The sequence below is a fragment of the Devosia sp. genome (assembly GCF_048261455.1).
Lineage (GTDB): Bacteria > Pseudomonadota > Alphaproteobacteria > Rhizobiales > Devosiaceae > Devosia_A.
Genome location: NZ_JBLXGA010000017.1, coordinates 18,628 through 33,838, shown reverse-complemented (window position 1 = coordinate 33,838; position 15,211 = coordinate 18,628). Strand labels below are relative to the sequence as shown.

The following is a 15,211-nucleotide window of genomic DNA, read 5'->3' as shown; positions in this document are numbered from 1 at the left end:
CCGCCTACGCCCTTGTCAGGTCCTGCGTTGCTGGCCAAAGGGGATGTTCCTGACAAGCACCCGCTCATGTGCATTGGGAATCCCGCGTGTTCTTAACGCCGCAATAAGGGCCTCTGCCTGCACCCAAGGGCCTGACGTTGGGCCAATTACTGTCTTTTTTACTAGTTCGTGGACTTCTAAGTTGCTGAGGTCAACAAGCGGGTCGTTCCTCAGCGCTATGCTCATCGCGGCCGCTGTGAAGGGGGAGGCGACGGTATCGTCTATTGCCGGGAGATCTGGGCCGTCTGCCCCAAGTAGCGTTCCCAAATATCCAGCACCTGAGAAAGAGACTGCGTTCCGGTTTGAGCGTCACTACTCGGTACGAGTTGCAGGCGGGCGCTGGCATCACTCATGAGCGGACGCAGGGCATTCGCCAGACTTTCAACTCGATCATCCCCTGGATTCACGAGGATACCATTGACGCCGTCGTGGATCAGCTCATTCGTCCCTGGACAGTCTGCGAAACCAATCGCTGGCAGGCCGTGGGCAATCGCCTCTGCGGTCGCCATTCCGTAGCTCTCATAGCGCGAGGGGATCACATAGAGTTGGGACGCCACGTATTCAGACGCGACATCCTGAACGGTGCCAGGCAGAGCGACCCGTCCCTTCAGGTGCAACTCACTGACGAGGTTTTCAATGCGACTACGTTGGTCGCCATCACCCAGAATGCGCACGGTCCACCCCGGGAACTCGCTGGCGATCGTGGCAAACGCACGCACAAGGGTCGCATGATCCTTCTGTGAATGCAGGCGTCCTACCGCCAGCACCTGACCGACATCTGACTTTGCGCCGATAACGTTTGCCCTTAACTCTTTCGACGCACCCAACGGGTTTGGAATTACTGTCATCCTATTACGTAGTGCGACAGGATAGCGCTCTCGCATCTGATGTGACACTGCGGTGAAGGCTGCAGTGTACCACCTCGCAGCATAGATAGAGAGCCAACGAGTGGGCTGCTGAGAGTAGCGTTCCGGTACATTGTGTTCGCTCGCCACGACGGGGATGCCCGTGCCGACCAGAGCGACGCCGAGAGGTACGTAGCAGGAAGGCATGAAAGCGATCACAGCCGCTGGCTTCAGGCCGACAACCTGTCTCCGGGCGCTGTGTAGGTTCAGTATTTGGCTAATCTTGCTAGTTTTGCTTGCGCCTATGTCGAGCCTAACAATGCCTTTATCGAGCGGATAAAAGCTCCGGTTTGTACTATTCTCAAACGTCATCACATGAACTTGGTGCCCTCGGGCTTGCATCCCGTTGACCACATCTGCAAAGACACGTTCAGCCCCGCCGCCCAGCTGGCTCAGCGACTTTATGGCGAAGAGAAGTTTCATCAGCTGACCGCGTCCCGGAGCACCATCTCCCAACGGTCAAAGCAGCTCTTCGGATCATATTTCTGCATTGACTCTACTGCTCTAGTCCCCAGCTCGGTGCGGCCGTTTGGGTCATTGAGCAATTTGGACAGGGCGCCCGAGAGAGAGTTTGCGTCGTTATTGCCTGTTGCGAGAATTCCAGTTCTTCCGTCGTTGATAAGGTCGCGCACGCCGGAACAGTCTTCGAAGCCAACGCAAGGCAGTCCATGGGCGAGTGCCTCTGCCAACGCGTTCGGAAATCCTTCCCACCGCGACGGAAGGCAAAATGCATGTGATGAGGCGTAGGTGGAGGCAATGTCTGTTGTTGCCCCGGGAAGACTGACCCGGCCCAACAACGCCGTTCGTGATGCCACCATAGCCTCGAGTTCGACGCGATCCTCACCCTCGCCGACTATCCGTAGGTCCCAATCTGGGAATCGCTGCGCAAGAGTCTCGAAGGCCCTCAACAGGACTTGAAAATTCTTCTGATATCCGAGCCGCCCCACAGCCAGGAGCGTATACCGACCATTGGCGCCGGGCCGGCCTGGCGCCGCGAGTTTTTCTGCCAACGCAACCGGGTTAGGCGTCTCAACAATTTTTCCCTGCAGGTACTTAGGGTACGCGTCACGATAGCGTTCAAACTGCACAGCAATGGTTTTGGCAAAACGGAATGACAAAAGCTCAATAAGGCGATTTCGTTGTGTGCTGGCGTAGTCGTATAGCGATGGCGCAGTTCGCTCGGCCGCGACGACCGGGATCCCTAACCCAAAGGTGTAGAGCAACATCGCGCGAAACACGCCACCTTGAAACCCTACGAGCACGTCCGGTTTGAACGACTCGACCAGCTTACGCACTTTTGGCGCCCTTTTCAGGCGCAGTCCAAGCCCGGCCCGCTGGGATGGTGCCCCCAGGCCCAGCCTGAACCATTTCACTCTTGGATCTATGGGGTAGAAGGCTTCAGCGGATTCGAGGTCCCAACTGAACAGCGCGACATCGTGGCCGCGACTGACCATTTCGTTCATGATCGTGATGATCATGCGTTCGACACCACCGGCCATTTTGTCTAAGGCACGGGCGGCAAACATCATCCGCAAATCACGTCTCCGCTCTCATCTGGCGTTCATGGGCCAGGCGTTTGGGCCCTGTTGCCAGAATGTGCCGGGTGGCCAGCACAGGGTTGACCATCCATATGCGGGCGAACTGCAGCGCGAAACGCAGATAGTCCCTCTTGAAGTGGTAATAGCGAAGCACCGGCCAGTTTCGCGCATAGTGATAGCGGCGGATTGAACGGAGATAGTGTGCGTGCTTGTCTGCCACTGCAACCTCCGCATCGCGATTGCGCTCGTAGGACTTGTCTGCTCCGCCTGTTGCGTATTGCACGAACAGCTTCTCCGCGGTGCCGATGAACCATCCCCCGTCCAACGCCAGACGGATAGCAAAGTCCACATCCTCGACACGTCTCAGGCTCGAGTCAAAACCACCCAGTCGGCGCAACAGCGTCGTGCGGGCCATGAGTGTACCTGCGCCGGTGCCACCATAACTCCAACCGGATTGCCGTTGGAAGAAAAGGAGGTAATTGGCGACGGCCGCGCCATGCGGAAACTCGGGTCTGACACCAATCGGAATCAGTTCTTTCGAATAGCCATTCGCATATCGGCGCTCGCCCGCCGCATAGCAGGCTACTGGCAGCTCTCCAATACCTGCCTCGAAACTCAGAATGGCTTCGACCTGCCCCGCGACACGGCCCGGCAGGCTCTCGTCGTCGTCGTCGAAAAACGCAATAAAGTCCCCGGCCGCCTCCGAGATGATTGCATTGCGCGCCGCAGCGGGCCCGCCGTTGGCGTCCAGCCGGATCAGCCGGGCCCGCGGTTCGTCAACGATCATTGTGGCCACAACGGCGGCTGAGCCGTCTGTTGAGGCGTCATCGGCGACGAGAATTTCGAAGTCATCGAAGTCCTGGGCCAGCGCGCCGGCGATTGCGCGGCCAATCGTTTCGCGGGCGTTGAAGCAGGTGATGCCGATTGTGACCTTGGGCATCTCGGTCATGTTGCCTTACTATTACGATGGAACCGCGAGAAGGCGCGGTTGCTCCCCAAATTGGGGAGTGCGAGCCGCAGCCTTTGCCAGGTCCGCAGCGGATGGCGCAGGCTTGTGCCTGCCAGGTTGGCGCCGAACTGCAGCCGCTGGCCCGCAAGCCACTGATGCTTCAGACGCGCCCAGTTGCGGCAATAGCGATACTCTGACTCATTAACAAACACGCCCCGGTGCTTGTCGATCAGCATCAGTTTGTAACGCAACTCCAACTCGAGCGATTTGTCCGAGGTCCGGGTTAGCGTTTGGGTGACGAGCGGTTCGGCCAATCCGACGAAGTGTCCACCCGCGAGGGCGAGCCGCACACACAAATCAGTGTCTTCCGCCCGACGGAATGCCGCGTCAAAGCCACTGATCTGGCGGTATGTGAAGGTGCGCGCCATTTGCGAACATGTTGCCAGGGCGCCGTATCCATCTTCCAGTGGTGCGCCGCTCAAAATCCGTCGCGCCACCGCCGGCCCGTGGGGCGCGGGGACGCCGGTTCGCGTACCCATGGTGGGTGCAACCCGCTTGTGTCCGTCCGGCTGAATCTGCCGTCGCGCCGTATGGCAGATTACGGGCGCGTTGTGGGCGAATTCGGCCTCATACTGCACAATCCGCTCGACTTGCAGGCGGACGCGCTCCGGCGCGCTGATGTCGTCATCATCAAAAAAGCAGATGAAGTCGCCACGGGCCTCCGCGACAATGCGGTCCCGCGCGGCGCCGACGCCCTGATTGGTGGACAGCCGAATGGTTCTGATCGCTGGATGCTCGGCTGCTAGGGCCCACACAATGTCCCAGGTGCCGTCGGTCGAGGCATCGTCGACGACAATGATCTCCAGCGCAGCACAGTCCTGGGACAATGCGCTGGCGATGGCTTTCCCGATTGTACTTTGGGCATTGAACGCAGTGACACCGATGGTAACCAGTTGCGTCATTATCCCTTCGCCGAGCGGCGCTTCAAATAGCCGGGGATCAATTGGGGTGCCACGGCATAGCCCAACGCCCTGTAGAACCGGCTTTTGAGCTTATCCTTCTTGCTGCTCCAGAAATTGGACCGCGCAAACATGCGAGACGCGTGGTAGAGGCCTTTGCGGGCGAGATACTCTCGATGCTTATCCCGAAGCATCAGAGCATAGTGCAGTGGTTTCATGCCAGACTTGTCGGGGCTTTGTGTTTTGTACTGGGTAACAAGTGGCTGATCCACCGCGATGAAGTGGGCACCCATTTGTGCAGCGCGAATAGCTAGGTCCAGTTCTTCACAGCGGCGGAAGGCGGCATCAAAGCTTCCCACTTTCAGGTAAGCCTCACGGCGAGCCATCATTGTACAGCTTCCCAGCAATCCCCAAGAATACCCTTCCCTTGAACCCACCCCCAGAACGTAGTCGGCGACCATAGACCCGTGGGGTTCCGGCGTTTGGCGTCCCATGCCAAAACCAATGTGATCAACTACTCTCTCCCGTACACGTAATACGGCCCGATCAGAATAACAAAAAACCAGGCCGGCGCCGGTCTTCACCTCGTAATCGAGTATCCGTGTAAGTTGAAGACGTAGCCGGTCCGGATCGCTTTCGTCGTCATCGTCGAAGTAGGCGAGGAAAACCCCAGTGCTGTGCTCTAATATCGTCTTACGCGCGCCAGCTACCCCAGTATTATCCTTGTGAGTAATAACCCGAACGCGACTGTCCGCTGCGGCGCATTCCTGTATAAGCGCTAAGGACCCATCGTCTGAACAATCGTCCACAATCAGAATTTCGAGGTTGGGCCAGTTCTGCGCCAAAGCGCTGGATATAGCTCGCACGATCGTATCAGCAGCGTTGTAGCAGGTAATTCCGACGGTCAGCGCTGCCGGAGTCTCAGAACGCGTAGCCAAATTCATCAATTTCCATTTGGTTGAGTGCGGCCACGGCGCGACGGGATTCTTCGGAGTACATTGCGCGATAACCGCGCTGTGAACGAATTGCAGCCTTCTCTCTTGGCAACGCCCGACCACTTGCGATGCCTAGCCGCGAGCACAGATCGCGAAAGTCCTCCTCCAGCCTCTCAAAGCGAATTATAGTATCTACGGCGACTGTCCCATTTATTGTATAAAGTGGCCACGTCCAAATTGGGTCTGTTCCCAGGCCAAGTTCTTTGGGTGGCAGCCCTTGGACATATATCTTCTGCACGTATTCCTCGAAAGGCATGCGTGCGTTCTGCACCCTGGTGCGCCAATAGTAATCGGACACCGCCCTGTCGAACGGGTTCCTCACCACACAAAACTTCAGATACTCTCGCCATGACTGAGGGTCAAAATTTGCAAGATGGGATGCAGAGCAGTGCACCGGCTGATGGCCGAGTTGAGGCCGATAGCTTGCCTTTATCCCTGCGTCGACGGAGTCACAGAGACTATTTGTTCTCACAAGCGTTCTCGCGAAAGCTGCTACGCTTTTCGGCCTGAGCAGTCGGTTCACCATAGCACGCGTAGGAGCGATTCCCGCCGTCATAGTCTCCCGATAGAGACCCACCTGAATATCCGACGGCCCCAGTTGGCTGGCCAAATACGAGGTGACAGAGCTCCCGCCGGTCTTCGGAATATGCAGGAAAATGAACTTATGTTTATGACTTATGATCATTGCCAGTACTCGTCAAAGCCCGCTTTGCATCAATGCTCAGACCGGAATCCATAATGTACGATATAATATCGTTCACTTTGAGTCCTTCTTTCCAAGTAAGCTTGTGAACGGGGATTGCGGCAAAGTGCGACTCTTCCAACTTACATGTTGCTCTTGCGTACCCCTTGAAATGTCTCTGCAGAAGATGGCCCGAATCAGCGCTCAAATGTGGAGTCGCCCGCCAATATTGTCGAAATTGATAGTCGACAATTACGTTCCACTCAAACAGGTAGTGAAGCCAAAAGTAGTGTCCCGCAACCTTCCGGGAGCGCCAATATCTGGTGGTAGCCTCTTCCAACCTCTGGGTTATCATGCCATTGGGAACTGAGGCTAGGAACCAACTCGAGATCATGCGATCTCTTGCCGGTCTGCTATACGCAAAAAAGCCACTCTGCATGACCACGGGCAGCCAGCGGTCCAAAGGCACCGTACAAAGACACGTTGCGTCTGCCCACACACCGCCATACTTCGCGAGCAGCCGAACTCTTAGGACATCAGATTTGTGCGCGGGTCTTAAGGTTGGCGGAATACCTGCCATGCTAACGAATCTTGAAGCATTGGCATCGGACACAAAGTTCAAATCCCAGTCAGGGTTCATCGCCGCCCAGGACCGCATACAAAATTTAACCAGTTCAGGAGCATCATCTTCGCCCTGAGCCCAGTACAACCATATCGTTTTGGGAAAGGTGGCTGGAGCCAATATCGGCCGCGATCTTCCATTTGGCCTAATACCGAAAAACTTGAGCAGGAATTTTCGCCAATATCTGTGCAATATTTGCGGTATCTTCTTTTTCATCACAAATACATCAAATAATATCATGATATTGTGTATCCGTAGTGGTCCAGCTCCTCGCCAAAGTGGCGCTTCATTAAGTCAACATCTTGGCTTTGGAAAAACTGTCGAAATCCGGCCTCGTTGCGGATGCCCTGTTTTAGACGTGGTAGCTGAGGTGCAGGTTGCACATTTATGCTGGCCATAAACCGGGGAAAATCGTCCTCCAAGTTCTCGTACCTTAATACACGGCTCACAATAGGGCGGGAGTCTGCTGTATAAAGAGGCCACGTTTTAATGGGATTGCCATAAAGCCGTGAACTCAACTCATTCCTTTCGTCGCCTAGGACGGCACGAAGGTAGTTCGAGAACTCAGGTCTTGTGGACATTTTATTAGTTCGGTAGAAATAATCTGAAACGACTCGATCGTATGGGTTTCTAACCACGCAAAAAGAGCTGTACTCTTCCCACGATTTGGGGAATGCTCGACGGACATTGACTGCAGAGGCATGCGCAGGCACAGGACCAAGTGCCTTACGATAGCTTGCTTTCACCGCCGCGTCGAAGGCCTTGTTCATAGGTTTACCCGCCCGAATGTTTCCGGCAATGGTCTTGGCCCCCGTGAAGGTGAACGAGCGAGCAATCATGGCCAGCGGCGGTACGATGCCTAGCGGAATTGTCTCGGGAAAGTGACCTATTTGTATGTCTCGAACGCCGAGCAGCGGTGCCAATGCCGATGTTATCGAGCTACCGGCCGTCTTGGGACAATGAATGAATATGAATTTGTGCTTATGTGAAATGATCAAGCTGACAACCTCTTCCTAGGTATCTGGCCCCAGCGTTCTATGATGCTCACCCGCCGTCGAAAACTGGGCAAAGAGCGATTTTCGCCCGCCCATCGATAGCCGAAAAATTAGACTCGGCTTAGCGCGCTCACAACCTAGGTTTCACGCGTATACGGTCGGCATGTCAATGCGCACACGGCGTATGGACAAAACCTCGTCATTGCAGCTCATCGTTGCACTTTCGGTCTGGGAAATACGCCTTTGACACTTTCTCAAAGGCGCCAATATAGGCTTTCGCTCGTTTCTGGACGGCGAAAAGATAGCGGCTTTGCGAACCACACATCAACGCATAGGCGTATTCGGCAGCAATGCGTTCACTCTGGTAAATTTTCGCCTGCCGCTGATGCGCAAGATGGTTCGGCACGGGCATCAGGTGTTCGCCGTGGCGCCCGACTATGACGAGCAGACCCGGGCTGCGCTGGTGGCGGAAAACATCACACCGGTCCCGGTCTCCCTGGCGCGCGCGGGGACCAACTCGCTGCGTGATTCCAGCGACCTGGTCGCGCTGGCGCGTCAGCTACGGTCCTTGAAGCTCGACGTCCTGCTGTCCTATGGCATCAAACCCGTTGTCTATGGAACGATTGCCGCCAAATGGGCGGGCATTCCACATCGTTATGCGCTCATTGCCGGACTGGGCTACGCCTTCGGCGACGGCAGCGGGCCGCGTCGCTGGGCCCTGCGCCAGGCTGCCCGCTGGTCCTACAAGCTGGCGCTGTCACTGACCGACCGGGTGTTCATGCAAAACCCGGATGATGCCCACGACTTCGTCCGCATGGGCATTGTTCCAGCTCACAGGATAACCCGCGTCAACGGCACCGGCGTCGACCTCGATGCGTTTCCCGCGCTTTCGCCCGTCGCGCGGCCGCTCACCTTCATCCTTGTCGCCCGCCTGCTGCGCGAAAAGGGCATCGAGGACTTCGTTTTCGCCGCTCGCATCGTTAGGCAAATGGCGCCCGAGGCCCGTTTTCTCATAGTCGGCGGCCTAGATTCCAACCCCGGCGCGCTTTCGTCGACGGATGTCGCGGCGTGGGTCGACGAAGGGCTGGTGAAATGGACCGGCCATGTCGATGTGCGGCCCTATCTCGCGCAGTCCAGCGTGTTCGTGCTGCCTTCATACTACCGAGAAGGAATCCCGCGTTCCATCCTCGAAGCGCTAAGCAGCGGCCGGCCGGTGATCACGACGGATACGCCTGGCTGCAAGGAAACCGTCATCCCGGGGGAGAATGGATTTCTCGTTCCGCCACGCGACCCGGATCAGCTCGCAAGCGCAATGATTAAGTTTGCAAAAGACCCGTCGCTCATTTCCACGATGGGACACAGAAGCCGAGAACTGGCCGAGGAGAAATTCGATATCCGTGACGTGAACCGCAAAATGCTCGCGACTATGGAGTTGAGCGTAAGTATCTAGATACGCATCGCGTTCGACACGTCACCCACCCGCTGAGGGGTAGCTGGGTCGTAATTTGGGCGGCGGCCTTCCCTGCTTGGCAGCAGGCCATGCCCAGGCGCGGCCCTGTGTCCCGCAGTTGGCGACAAGTCTGACAAATCGCCCGAACGCCGGGCCTAGGTGCGCCGTGCCTGAAGTCTCGAAGTCTTGAGCCCCCCGCATTCAGCTGGTCCTACCATCCCGCTTGACGCCCCGCTGCTGTTCCGGCAAAACCAAGCCGTCGCGGGTGTAGCTCAATGGTAGAGCAGAAGCTTCCCAAGCTTACGACGAGGGTTCGATTCCCTTCACCCGCTCCAGCTCCCAGATCCCATTTGATACCGGTGCGGATGACGCAGCCGTGGCGTTCAGGCGCCTTCCTAGTGCCGGTACAGAAAGGCCGCAGTGTGTTTGGCAAATCCTCCAAAGACCGCAAGAACTCACCGGCCAAGAATCTGGCCGCGGCAGTGTAATTTAAGGGGTGGGTAGCGGTAGCTGCTTGGACTTGGGGCCGCTCAGCGTCCCTGCGAGACGGCGACGACATCGAGCATGCTACCAATACTCGGGTTGTCATGCAGTTGGCGATGCGACCGGCTTCGGCAGCAGGATGCAGCCCCGCTCAGTCACCCGATGGCATGTGGTCCTGGGCGTCGTGCGTCATGGTCTGGTGCATCCGGCCGCTGAGGTCGGACATGATGTACCAGGTGCCGCCTGCCATGATCGCCAGAAGGCTGACCGAGAAGAGGACGAGCAGCAGGTCCTCGCGCGATTGCCCTGCTGAAAAGCTGAGGTGCAGAAAATTGTGCATGTGCACGACGATCTGCAGCAGCGCCGCGACGACGATAATGACAATCGTGACGGTCGCCGACAGGCCAGACAGCAGGGCGCCGAAGGCGAGCGCGGTCAGGCACAGACTGATGACGAAGCCGACAGCATAGCTGCGACGCTCGTGGCTGGCGCTTTGCTTGGGGTCGAGCATGCCGGTGTTGGTTCTGATCATGCGAGAGGCACCAGGAAGACGAATGAGAAGATGCCGACCCAGATGAGGTCGAGGAAATGCCAGAAAACGCCCAGCATCGACAGGCGGACCTTCACCGTGTCGTCGATGCCGCGCCAGAGGATCTGGCCGACCATGGCGAGGATCCACAATATCCCGGCAAACACATGCAGTCCGTGCAGCCCGACGAGCGCGAAATAGGTGCTGAGCCAGCCGCTCGCCTGCGGCACGCCGCCCCTGCCGGCCTGGGTCAGGAAATCGCTGATCTCGAAATAGAGGAACGCGGCGCCAAAGACCGCGCAGACGAGGAGCCAGGCGATCACCTTGCCGCGCCCATCCCAGTATTTGACGCTCAGGGACACACCCGCATAGGCGGTGCCGCCGACGAGCAGGAGGGCGGTCTGGATCGCGACGCTGCGGATGTCGAACAGCTCGCTCGGTCCCGGCGCGCCGGCCAGGCCGATCGGATCGAGATAGGCGGCGTAGGAGGCGAACAGGATGCCGAAGATGATGAGGTCGCTCATCAAAAAGACCCAGAAGCCGAAGACGATCGGCTCGGCCTTCTGGTCCGCTTCGCCATGGCCCCCGCCGAGGTTCAGGCCGGGATAGGCATCGTTATTGCTCATGCAGCGAACTCCGCAACGTCTGGAACGCCGCGATTGCGGGCGGTCGATTCATCGGCGCGCGTCGCCGGGGTGAGGCTGGCTACCGTCTCGCGGAAGCGGGTGTCGGCGGCCTCCACCTCGGCAGCAGGGATGATCCTCGGCTCGATCCTGCGCATACCGCGCAGGATCAGTGCGGCGGGAATGACGAGGAGGCTCACGATCGCCAGCCACCAGATGTTCCACACCATGGCGAAGCCGAAAACGACGGCGGCACCCGAAATGATCACGCCATGCGCGGTATCGGGGGGCATTTCGATGTCGACATATTCCGCCGGCGCCTGCCACGCCTTGCCGGCGCGCTTGGTGGCGCCCCACTGGTCCCGCGTGCTGACCTCGGGGATGGTCGGGAAGGTCCATTCCGGCACCGGCGCGGGGGTCGACCATTCGAGCGAGGTCCCGTCCCAGGGGTCGCCGCCGGGCACCGCCAGGTCGGCGCGGTGGCGATAGCTGGTCCAGAAGGTCCAGAACAGGCTGGCCAGCGCGCAGAGCATGAAGACGGCGCCGAGCGCCGCCACATACATCCAGGGCATGAAGTCCGGGTTCTGGAAGGTCGGCGAGCGGCGCGGCAGTCCCATCAGGCCCAGCACATAGAGCGGCATGAAGGTCACGATGAAGCCGGCCACGAAGAGCAGGGCGGTGCGCCGCCCCCATTTCTCGTCGAGGCGAAAGCCGAAGGCCTTGGGAAACCAGTAGTGGATGCCCGCCAGCATGCCGTAGAGCACGCCGGGGATGATGACATTGTGGAAATGCGCGACGAGGAAGGTCGTGTTGTGGACCTGATAGTCGATCGACGGGTTGGCGAGGATGATGCCGGAGAGGCCGCCGATCACGAACAGCATGAAAAAGCCGACGAGATAGACGATCGGCGCGGTGATGCGGACGCGGCCGCGCCACAGGGTCGCCATCCAGTCGTAGACCTTCACGCCCGTCGGGATGGCGATCACCATGGTGGCGATGCCGAAGGCGATGTTGACGCCGGCGCTCTGTCCCATCGTGAAGAAGTGGTGCAGCCACACGGTGAAGCTGATCACCGCGATGCTCATGCTGGCGATGACCAGCGAGGTGTAGCCATACAGCCGCTTGCTCGCGAAGGTTGAGCTGATCTCGGAGAACACGCCGAAGGCCGGCAGGATCAGGATGTAGACCTCCGGGTGGCCGAACATCCAGAAGATGTTGGCGTAGTTCATCATATTGCCGCCGGCGGTATTGGTGAAAAAGTGGAAGCCGGCGTAGCGGTCCAGCGCCAGCATGCCGCTCGACACGGTCAGCGCCGGCATGGCGTAGATCAGCATGATGGCGACGCACAGCGAGGTCCAGCAGAACAGCGGCATGCGCATGAAGTGCATGCCGGGGGCGCGCTTCTTGAAGATGGTGACGGCGAAGTTCATGCCCGTCAGCGTCGAGCCGACGCCCGATATCAGGATGGCCCAGAGCCAGTAGTCGACGCCTTCGCCGGGGCTGAAGGTCTTGCCGGTATAGGGCGGATACATGGTCCATCCGCCGGTGCCGAACTGGCCGATCAGCAGCGACACCATCACCAGCGCGGCGCCGGCCGCGGTCAGGCCGAGGCTGACCTGATTGAGCACCGGGAACGCCATGTCGCGGGCGCCGAGCTGCTGCGGCAGCACGAAATTGATGAGCCCGATGAGCAGCGGCATGGCGACGAAAAAGATCATGATCGTGCCATGGGTGCTGAACAGCTGAGCGAAGTGGTCCGGCGCGACGAGCCCGCTTTCCGGCTGGGCGAGCGTACCGAGCGCCGTCGCCTGGTGCGCGCGGATGACGAAGCCCTCGATGACGCCACGCGCCAGCATGACCAGCGCCAGCGCGATGTACATGATGCCGATCTTTTTGGCGTCGGCCGAGACCAGCCAGTTGCGATAGAGCGGCCCCCACCAGCGCATGTAGGTCATAAGGACCAGGGTGGCGATGCCGCCGAGAACCAATACGCTCGCCGCACCCGCACCCACCAGCGTGCTCAGGCTCGGATGTTCGATGAGGTCGGTATAGGGCGTGACGTACCAGGTGAGGTTGCCGAAGATGGGACTGGTCTCGCCGTTCATTGGCCTGCCTCCGGCTTGTCGCTTCCGGGCAGACCGGTCCCGCCCCAGGTGGTGGTCGCCTGCGCGCCGCCCGGCTGCTTGTACTTGGCGACGATCTGATCAAAGACATCGGCTTGGCCGAGCGTCATGACGATGGGCTCAGTGCCCGCGGCAAGACCGAGATCGGTGCGGGCGTCGGCGAGCACAGAGCGTTCGCGCAGGGTGCTGTAGGTGGCTTCATCGAGCGTCAGCGCGCCACCGCCCTGTGCCGCCCAGGCCGCGTAATCGTCCGGCTCGATCGCGCGCACGGTGAATTTCTGTCGCCCGAAGCTGGTGCCGTTGAACTGGGTGTTCTCGCCCTCCGCCACGCCCGTGCGGTTGGCTTCAAAGTTCAACTGGGTGGTCATGCCCGGCATGGCATAGATCTGTCCGGTGAGCGGCGCGATGAGCAGGCTCTGCATCACGGTGTCGGTCGTCAGGGTCAGTTGCACGGGTCGGCCGACGGGGACGACGAGTTCATCGACCGTGGCGATCCCCTCCTGCGGGTAGATGAACAGCCACTTCCAGTCGAGGCCGATGACTTGAACTTGGACCGGGTCCGGGCCGAGCGTCTTGTAGGGGTCGAGCTTGCCGGTGGAGTACCAGAGCCAGCCGCCAAGAATGAGGACGATCAGCATGGGCACGCCCCACATGGCCACTTCGAGCTTGGGCGAAAAGTCCCAATCCCGTGCGTAGCGGCCCCTCGGCTTGGCATAGCGATAGCGCCACAGGATCAACGGTACGCCGATAAGGACAGGCAGGATGACGACCATCGAGATCGCGATGACCCGCATCAGATGGGCGAACTGCTCGTCGGCGATCGGCCCCATGGGCTGCAGGAAACTCTGCTCAAGCGGCTGGGCCGCAAATGCCACGTCTGCCGCAAAGCCCGCCAGTACCGCGCCGGCGATCACCCTCGTCACCCAAAAGATAGGCGTCTTCAAACCAAGACCCTCGCACTGCCGCGCTACAACCCGGTGCCGCGCCCGCATCAACCTCCGTCACCCGATGCCCTGCAACGCCCGAAAGCGCCGCGGCATCGCTTCCGTTTCAGTACATTACGGCCCAGCGATTGTCAGTTTACAAAAATGTCTGATTAGCTCACCCGGCCTTACCCTGCTGGCCTTTCGCCGCAAGGATAGGCGGCCGCAGCCTGCTGATCATGATCAGCAGGCGCTCCCGCAAGGCGATGCCGGGGATGTAGAGGCAATCGGTAATCGGCCGTGATCGCGCGCTTTGCTTGCGCGCTCCGGGCTTAGCGCAGACGCTGGCCCTTGGCGTCGAAGAGCAGGGCGGCAGTGGGGTCGAACTCGGCTGCGAAGCTGTCGCCGGCACTCAGTGCGCGGTCATTGGCGATGCCGATGGTCAGCAGCTCTTCGGCGCCGTAGCGCGCATAGGCATAGGCCTCGGTGCCCAGGTGCTCGACGAATTCCACAGTCAGCGGCAGCGACATCTGGCCACCGCGCAGGAAGGCTTCGGGCCTGAGGCCGACGGTCACCGGCTGATCGGCGGGTGCCGAGCTCAGCGTCACCGGAATGTTCACATTCTCATAGCCGTCGAGCTTCACCACGCCATTTTTCAGCTCACCCTTCATGAAGTTCATCTTGGGCGAGCCGATGAAGCCGGCGACGAACAGGTTGTCGGGATCGTTGAACAGTTCCAGCGGTGCGCCGACCTGGGCGATCTCGCCGTCCTTGAGCACCACGATCTTGTCGGCCAGGGTCATCGCCTCGACCTGGTCGTGGGTCACGTAGATGATGGTGGTCGCCAGCTTCTTGTGCAGCTTGGCGATCTCGATGCGCATGTGGACGCGCAGTTCGGCATCAAGATTGCTCAGCGGCTCGTCGAACAGGAACACTTCGGGATGGCGCACGATGGCGCGGCCGATGGCGACGCGCTGGCGCTGGCCGCCCGACAGTTCGCCGGGGCGCCGGTCGAGCAGCGGGTCGAGTTCGAGAATGCGGGCCGCCTCATCGACGCGCTTGGCGATCGCATCCTTCTTTTCGCCGGCAAAGCGCAGGGCAAAGCCCATGTTCTCGCGCACAGTCATATGCGGATAGAGCGCATAGGACTGGAACACCATGGCGATGCCGCGCTTGGACGGGTCGAGCTCGTTGACGCGCTGGTCGCCGATCTCGATATCGCCGCCGGTGATGGTTTCGAGCCCGGCTATCAGCCGCAGCAGCGTGGACTTGCCGCAGCCCGAGGGGCCGACGAAGACGACGAATTCCCGGTCCTTGATCTCGAGGTCGACACCCTTGATGACCTCGACATTACCGTAGGATTTGCGCACCCCGCGCAGCTTGAGCCCGCTCATCG

14 protein-coding genes and 1 tRNA gene are annotated in these 15,211 nt (G+C 59.5%); 2 read left to right on the top strand and 13 right to left on the bottom strand.

Features of this window, described 5'->3' with window-relative positions; all coding sequences use genetic code 11:
- Positions 1–260 precede the first annotated feature (260 nt).
- Genes ACN0TK_RS15715 through ACN0TK_RS15680 form a run of 8 tightly spaced genes read right to left on the bottom strand, consistent with a single transcriptional unit; the run spans position 261 to position 7,687 of the window.
- Positions 261–1,367: a glycosyltransferase gene (locus tag ACN0TK_RS15715; RefSeq protein ID WP_417310473.1), complete on the bottom strand. Its 1,107-nt coding sequence runs from the start codon at positions 1,365–1,367 to the stop codon at positions 261–263.
- Positions 1,367–2,473, bottom strand: coding sequence for a glycosyltransferase family 4 protein (locus ACN0TK_RS15710; RefSeq protein WP_417310472.1), 1,107 nt, complete (start codon positions 2,471–2,473; stop codon positions 1,367–1,369). Before ACN0TK_RS15710 ends, ACN0TK_RS15715 begins: the two co-directional genes overlap by 1 nt.
- 7 nt (positions 2,474–2,480) lie before the next feature.
- The gene (locus tag ACN0TK_RS15705) at positions 2,481–3,431 is read right to left on the bottom strand and encodes a glycosyltransferase family 2 protein (RefSeq protein ID WP_417310471.1); all 951 of its coding nucleotides are present in this window, start codon (positions 3,429–3,431) and stop codon (positions 2,481–2,483) included.
- On the bottom strand, positions 3,428–4,393 hold the full coding sequence (locus ACN0TK_RS15700; RefSeq protein WP_417310470.1) for a glycosyltransferase family 2 protein: 966 nt from the start codon (positions 4,391–4,393) through the stop codon (positions 3,428–3,430). The genes ACN0TK_RS15705 and ACN0TK_RS15700 overlap by 4 nt, the downstream gene beginning before the upstream one ends.
- Positions 4,393–5,334 (bottom strand): glycosyltransferase family 2 protein, encoded by a 942-nt coding sequence (locus ACN0TK_RS15695; protein WP_417310469.1) that lies wholly within the window; start codon positions 5,332–5,334, stop codon positions 4,393–4,395. Before ACN0TK_RS15695 ends, ACN0TK_RS15700 begins: the two co-directional genes overlap by 1 nt.
- Entirely contained in the window at positions 5,312–6,070 is a 759-nt protein-coding gene (locus tag ACN0TK_RS15690; RefSeq protein WP_417310468.1) for a sulfotransferase family 2 domain-containing protein, read from the bottom strand. Before ACN0TK_RS15690 ends, ACN0TK_RS15695 begins: the two co-directional genes overlap by 23 nt.
- A complete protein-coding gene (locus ACN0TK_RS15685) occupies positions 6,054–6,905 on the bottom strand; it encodes a capsular polysaccharide synthesis protein (RefSeq protein WP_417310503.1) in 852 nt (283 codons plus the stop codon). The genes ACN0TK_RS15690 and ACN0TK_RS15685 overlap by 17 nt, the downstream gene beginning before the upstream one ends.
- Before the next feature lie 20 nt (positions 6,906–6,925).
- Positions 6,926–7,687, bottom strand: coding sequence for a sulfotransferase family 2 domain-containing protein (locus ACN0TK_RS15680; protein ID WP_417310467.1), 762 nt, complete (start codon positions 7,685–7,687; stop codon positions 6,926–6,928).
- A gap of 307 nt (positions 7,688–7,994) precedes the next feature.
- Here ACN0TK_RS15680 and ACN0TK_RS15675 point away from each other — a divergent pair, with 307 nt between their 5' ends.
- Together ACN0TK_RS15675 and ACN0TK_RS15670 are read left to right on the top strand one after the other, a co-directional pair.
- Positions 7,995–9,134: a glycosyltransferase family 4 protein gene (locus ACN0TK_RS15675; protein ID WP_417310466.1), complete on the top strand. Its 1,140-nt coding sequence runs from the start codon at positions 7,995–7,997 to the stop codon at positions 9,132–9,134.
- 261 nt (positions 9,135–9,395) lie between these two features.
- A tRNA-Gly gene (locus ACN0TK_RS15670) sits at positions 9,396–9,469 on the top strand.
- Positions 9,470–9,768: 299 nt separating this feature from the next.
- Here the strand turns inward: ACN0TK_RS15670 and ACN0TK_RS15665 are convergent.
- The 5 genes from ACN0TK_RS15665 to ACN0TK_RS15645 all read right to left on the bottom strand — a co-directional run bounded on the left by ACN0TK_RS15665 (position 9,769) and on the right by ACN0TK_RS15645 (position 15,209).
- The gene (locus ACN0TK_RS15665) at positions 9,769–10,149 is read right to left on the bottom strand and encodes a cytochrome o ubiquinol oxidase subunit IV (protein ID WP_417310465.1); all 381 of its coding nucleotides are present in this window, start codon (positions 10,147–10,149) and stop codon (positions 9,769–9,771) included.
- A complete protein-coding gene (locus ACN0TK_RS15660) occupies positions 10,146–10,772 on the bottom strand; it encodes a cytochrome c oxidase subunit 3 (protein ID WP_417310464.1) in 627 nt (208 codons plus the stop codon). Before ACN0TK_RS15660 ends, ACN0TK_RS15665 begins: the two co-directional genes overlap by 4 nt.
- A complete protein-coding gene (locus ACN0TK_RS15655) occupies positions 10,769–12,874 on the bottom strand; it encodes a cbb3-type cytochrome c oxidase subunit I (protein WP_417310463.1) in 2,106 nt (701 codons plus the stop codon). Before ACN0TK_RS15655 ends, ACN0TK_RS15660 begins: the two co-directional genes overlap by 4 nt.
- Positions 12,871–13,836, bottom strand: coding sequence for a cytochrome c oxidase subunit II (locus ACN0TK_RS15650; protein WP_417310462.1), 966 nt, complete (start codon positions 13,834–13,836; stop codon positions 12,871–12,873). The genes ACN0TK_RS15655 and ACN0TK_RS15650 overlap by 4 nt, the downstream gene beginning before the upstream one ends.
- A gap of 311 nt (positions 13,837–14,147) precedes the next feature.
- Complete coding sequence (locus ACN0TK_RS15645; RefSeq protein ID WP_417310461.1) at positions 14,148–15,209, bottom strand: ABC transporter ATP-binding protein; 1,062 nt, start codon at positions 15,207–15,209, stop codon at positions 14,148–14,150.
- Positions 15,210–15,211 lie beyond the last annotated feature (2 nt).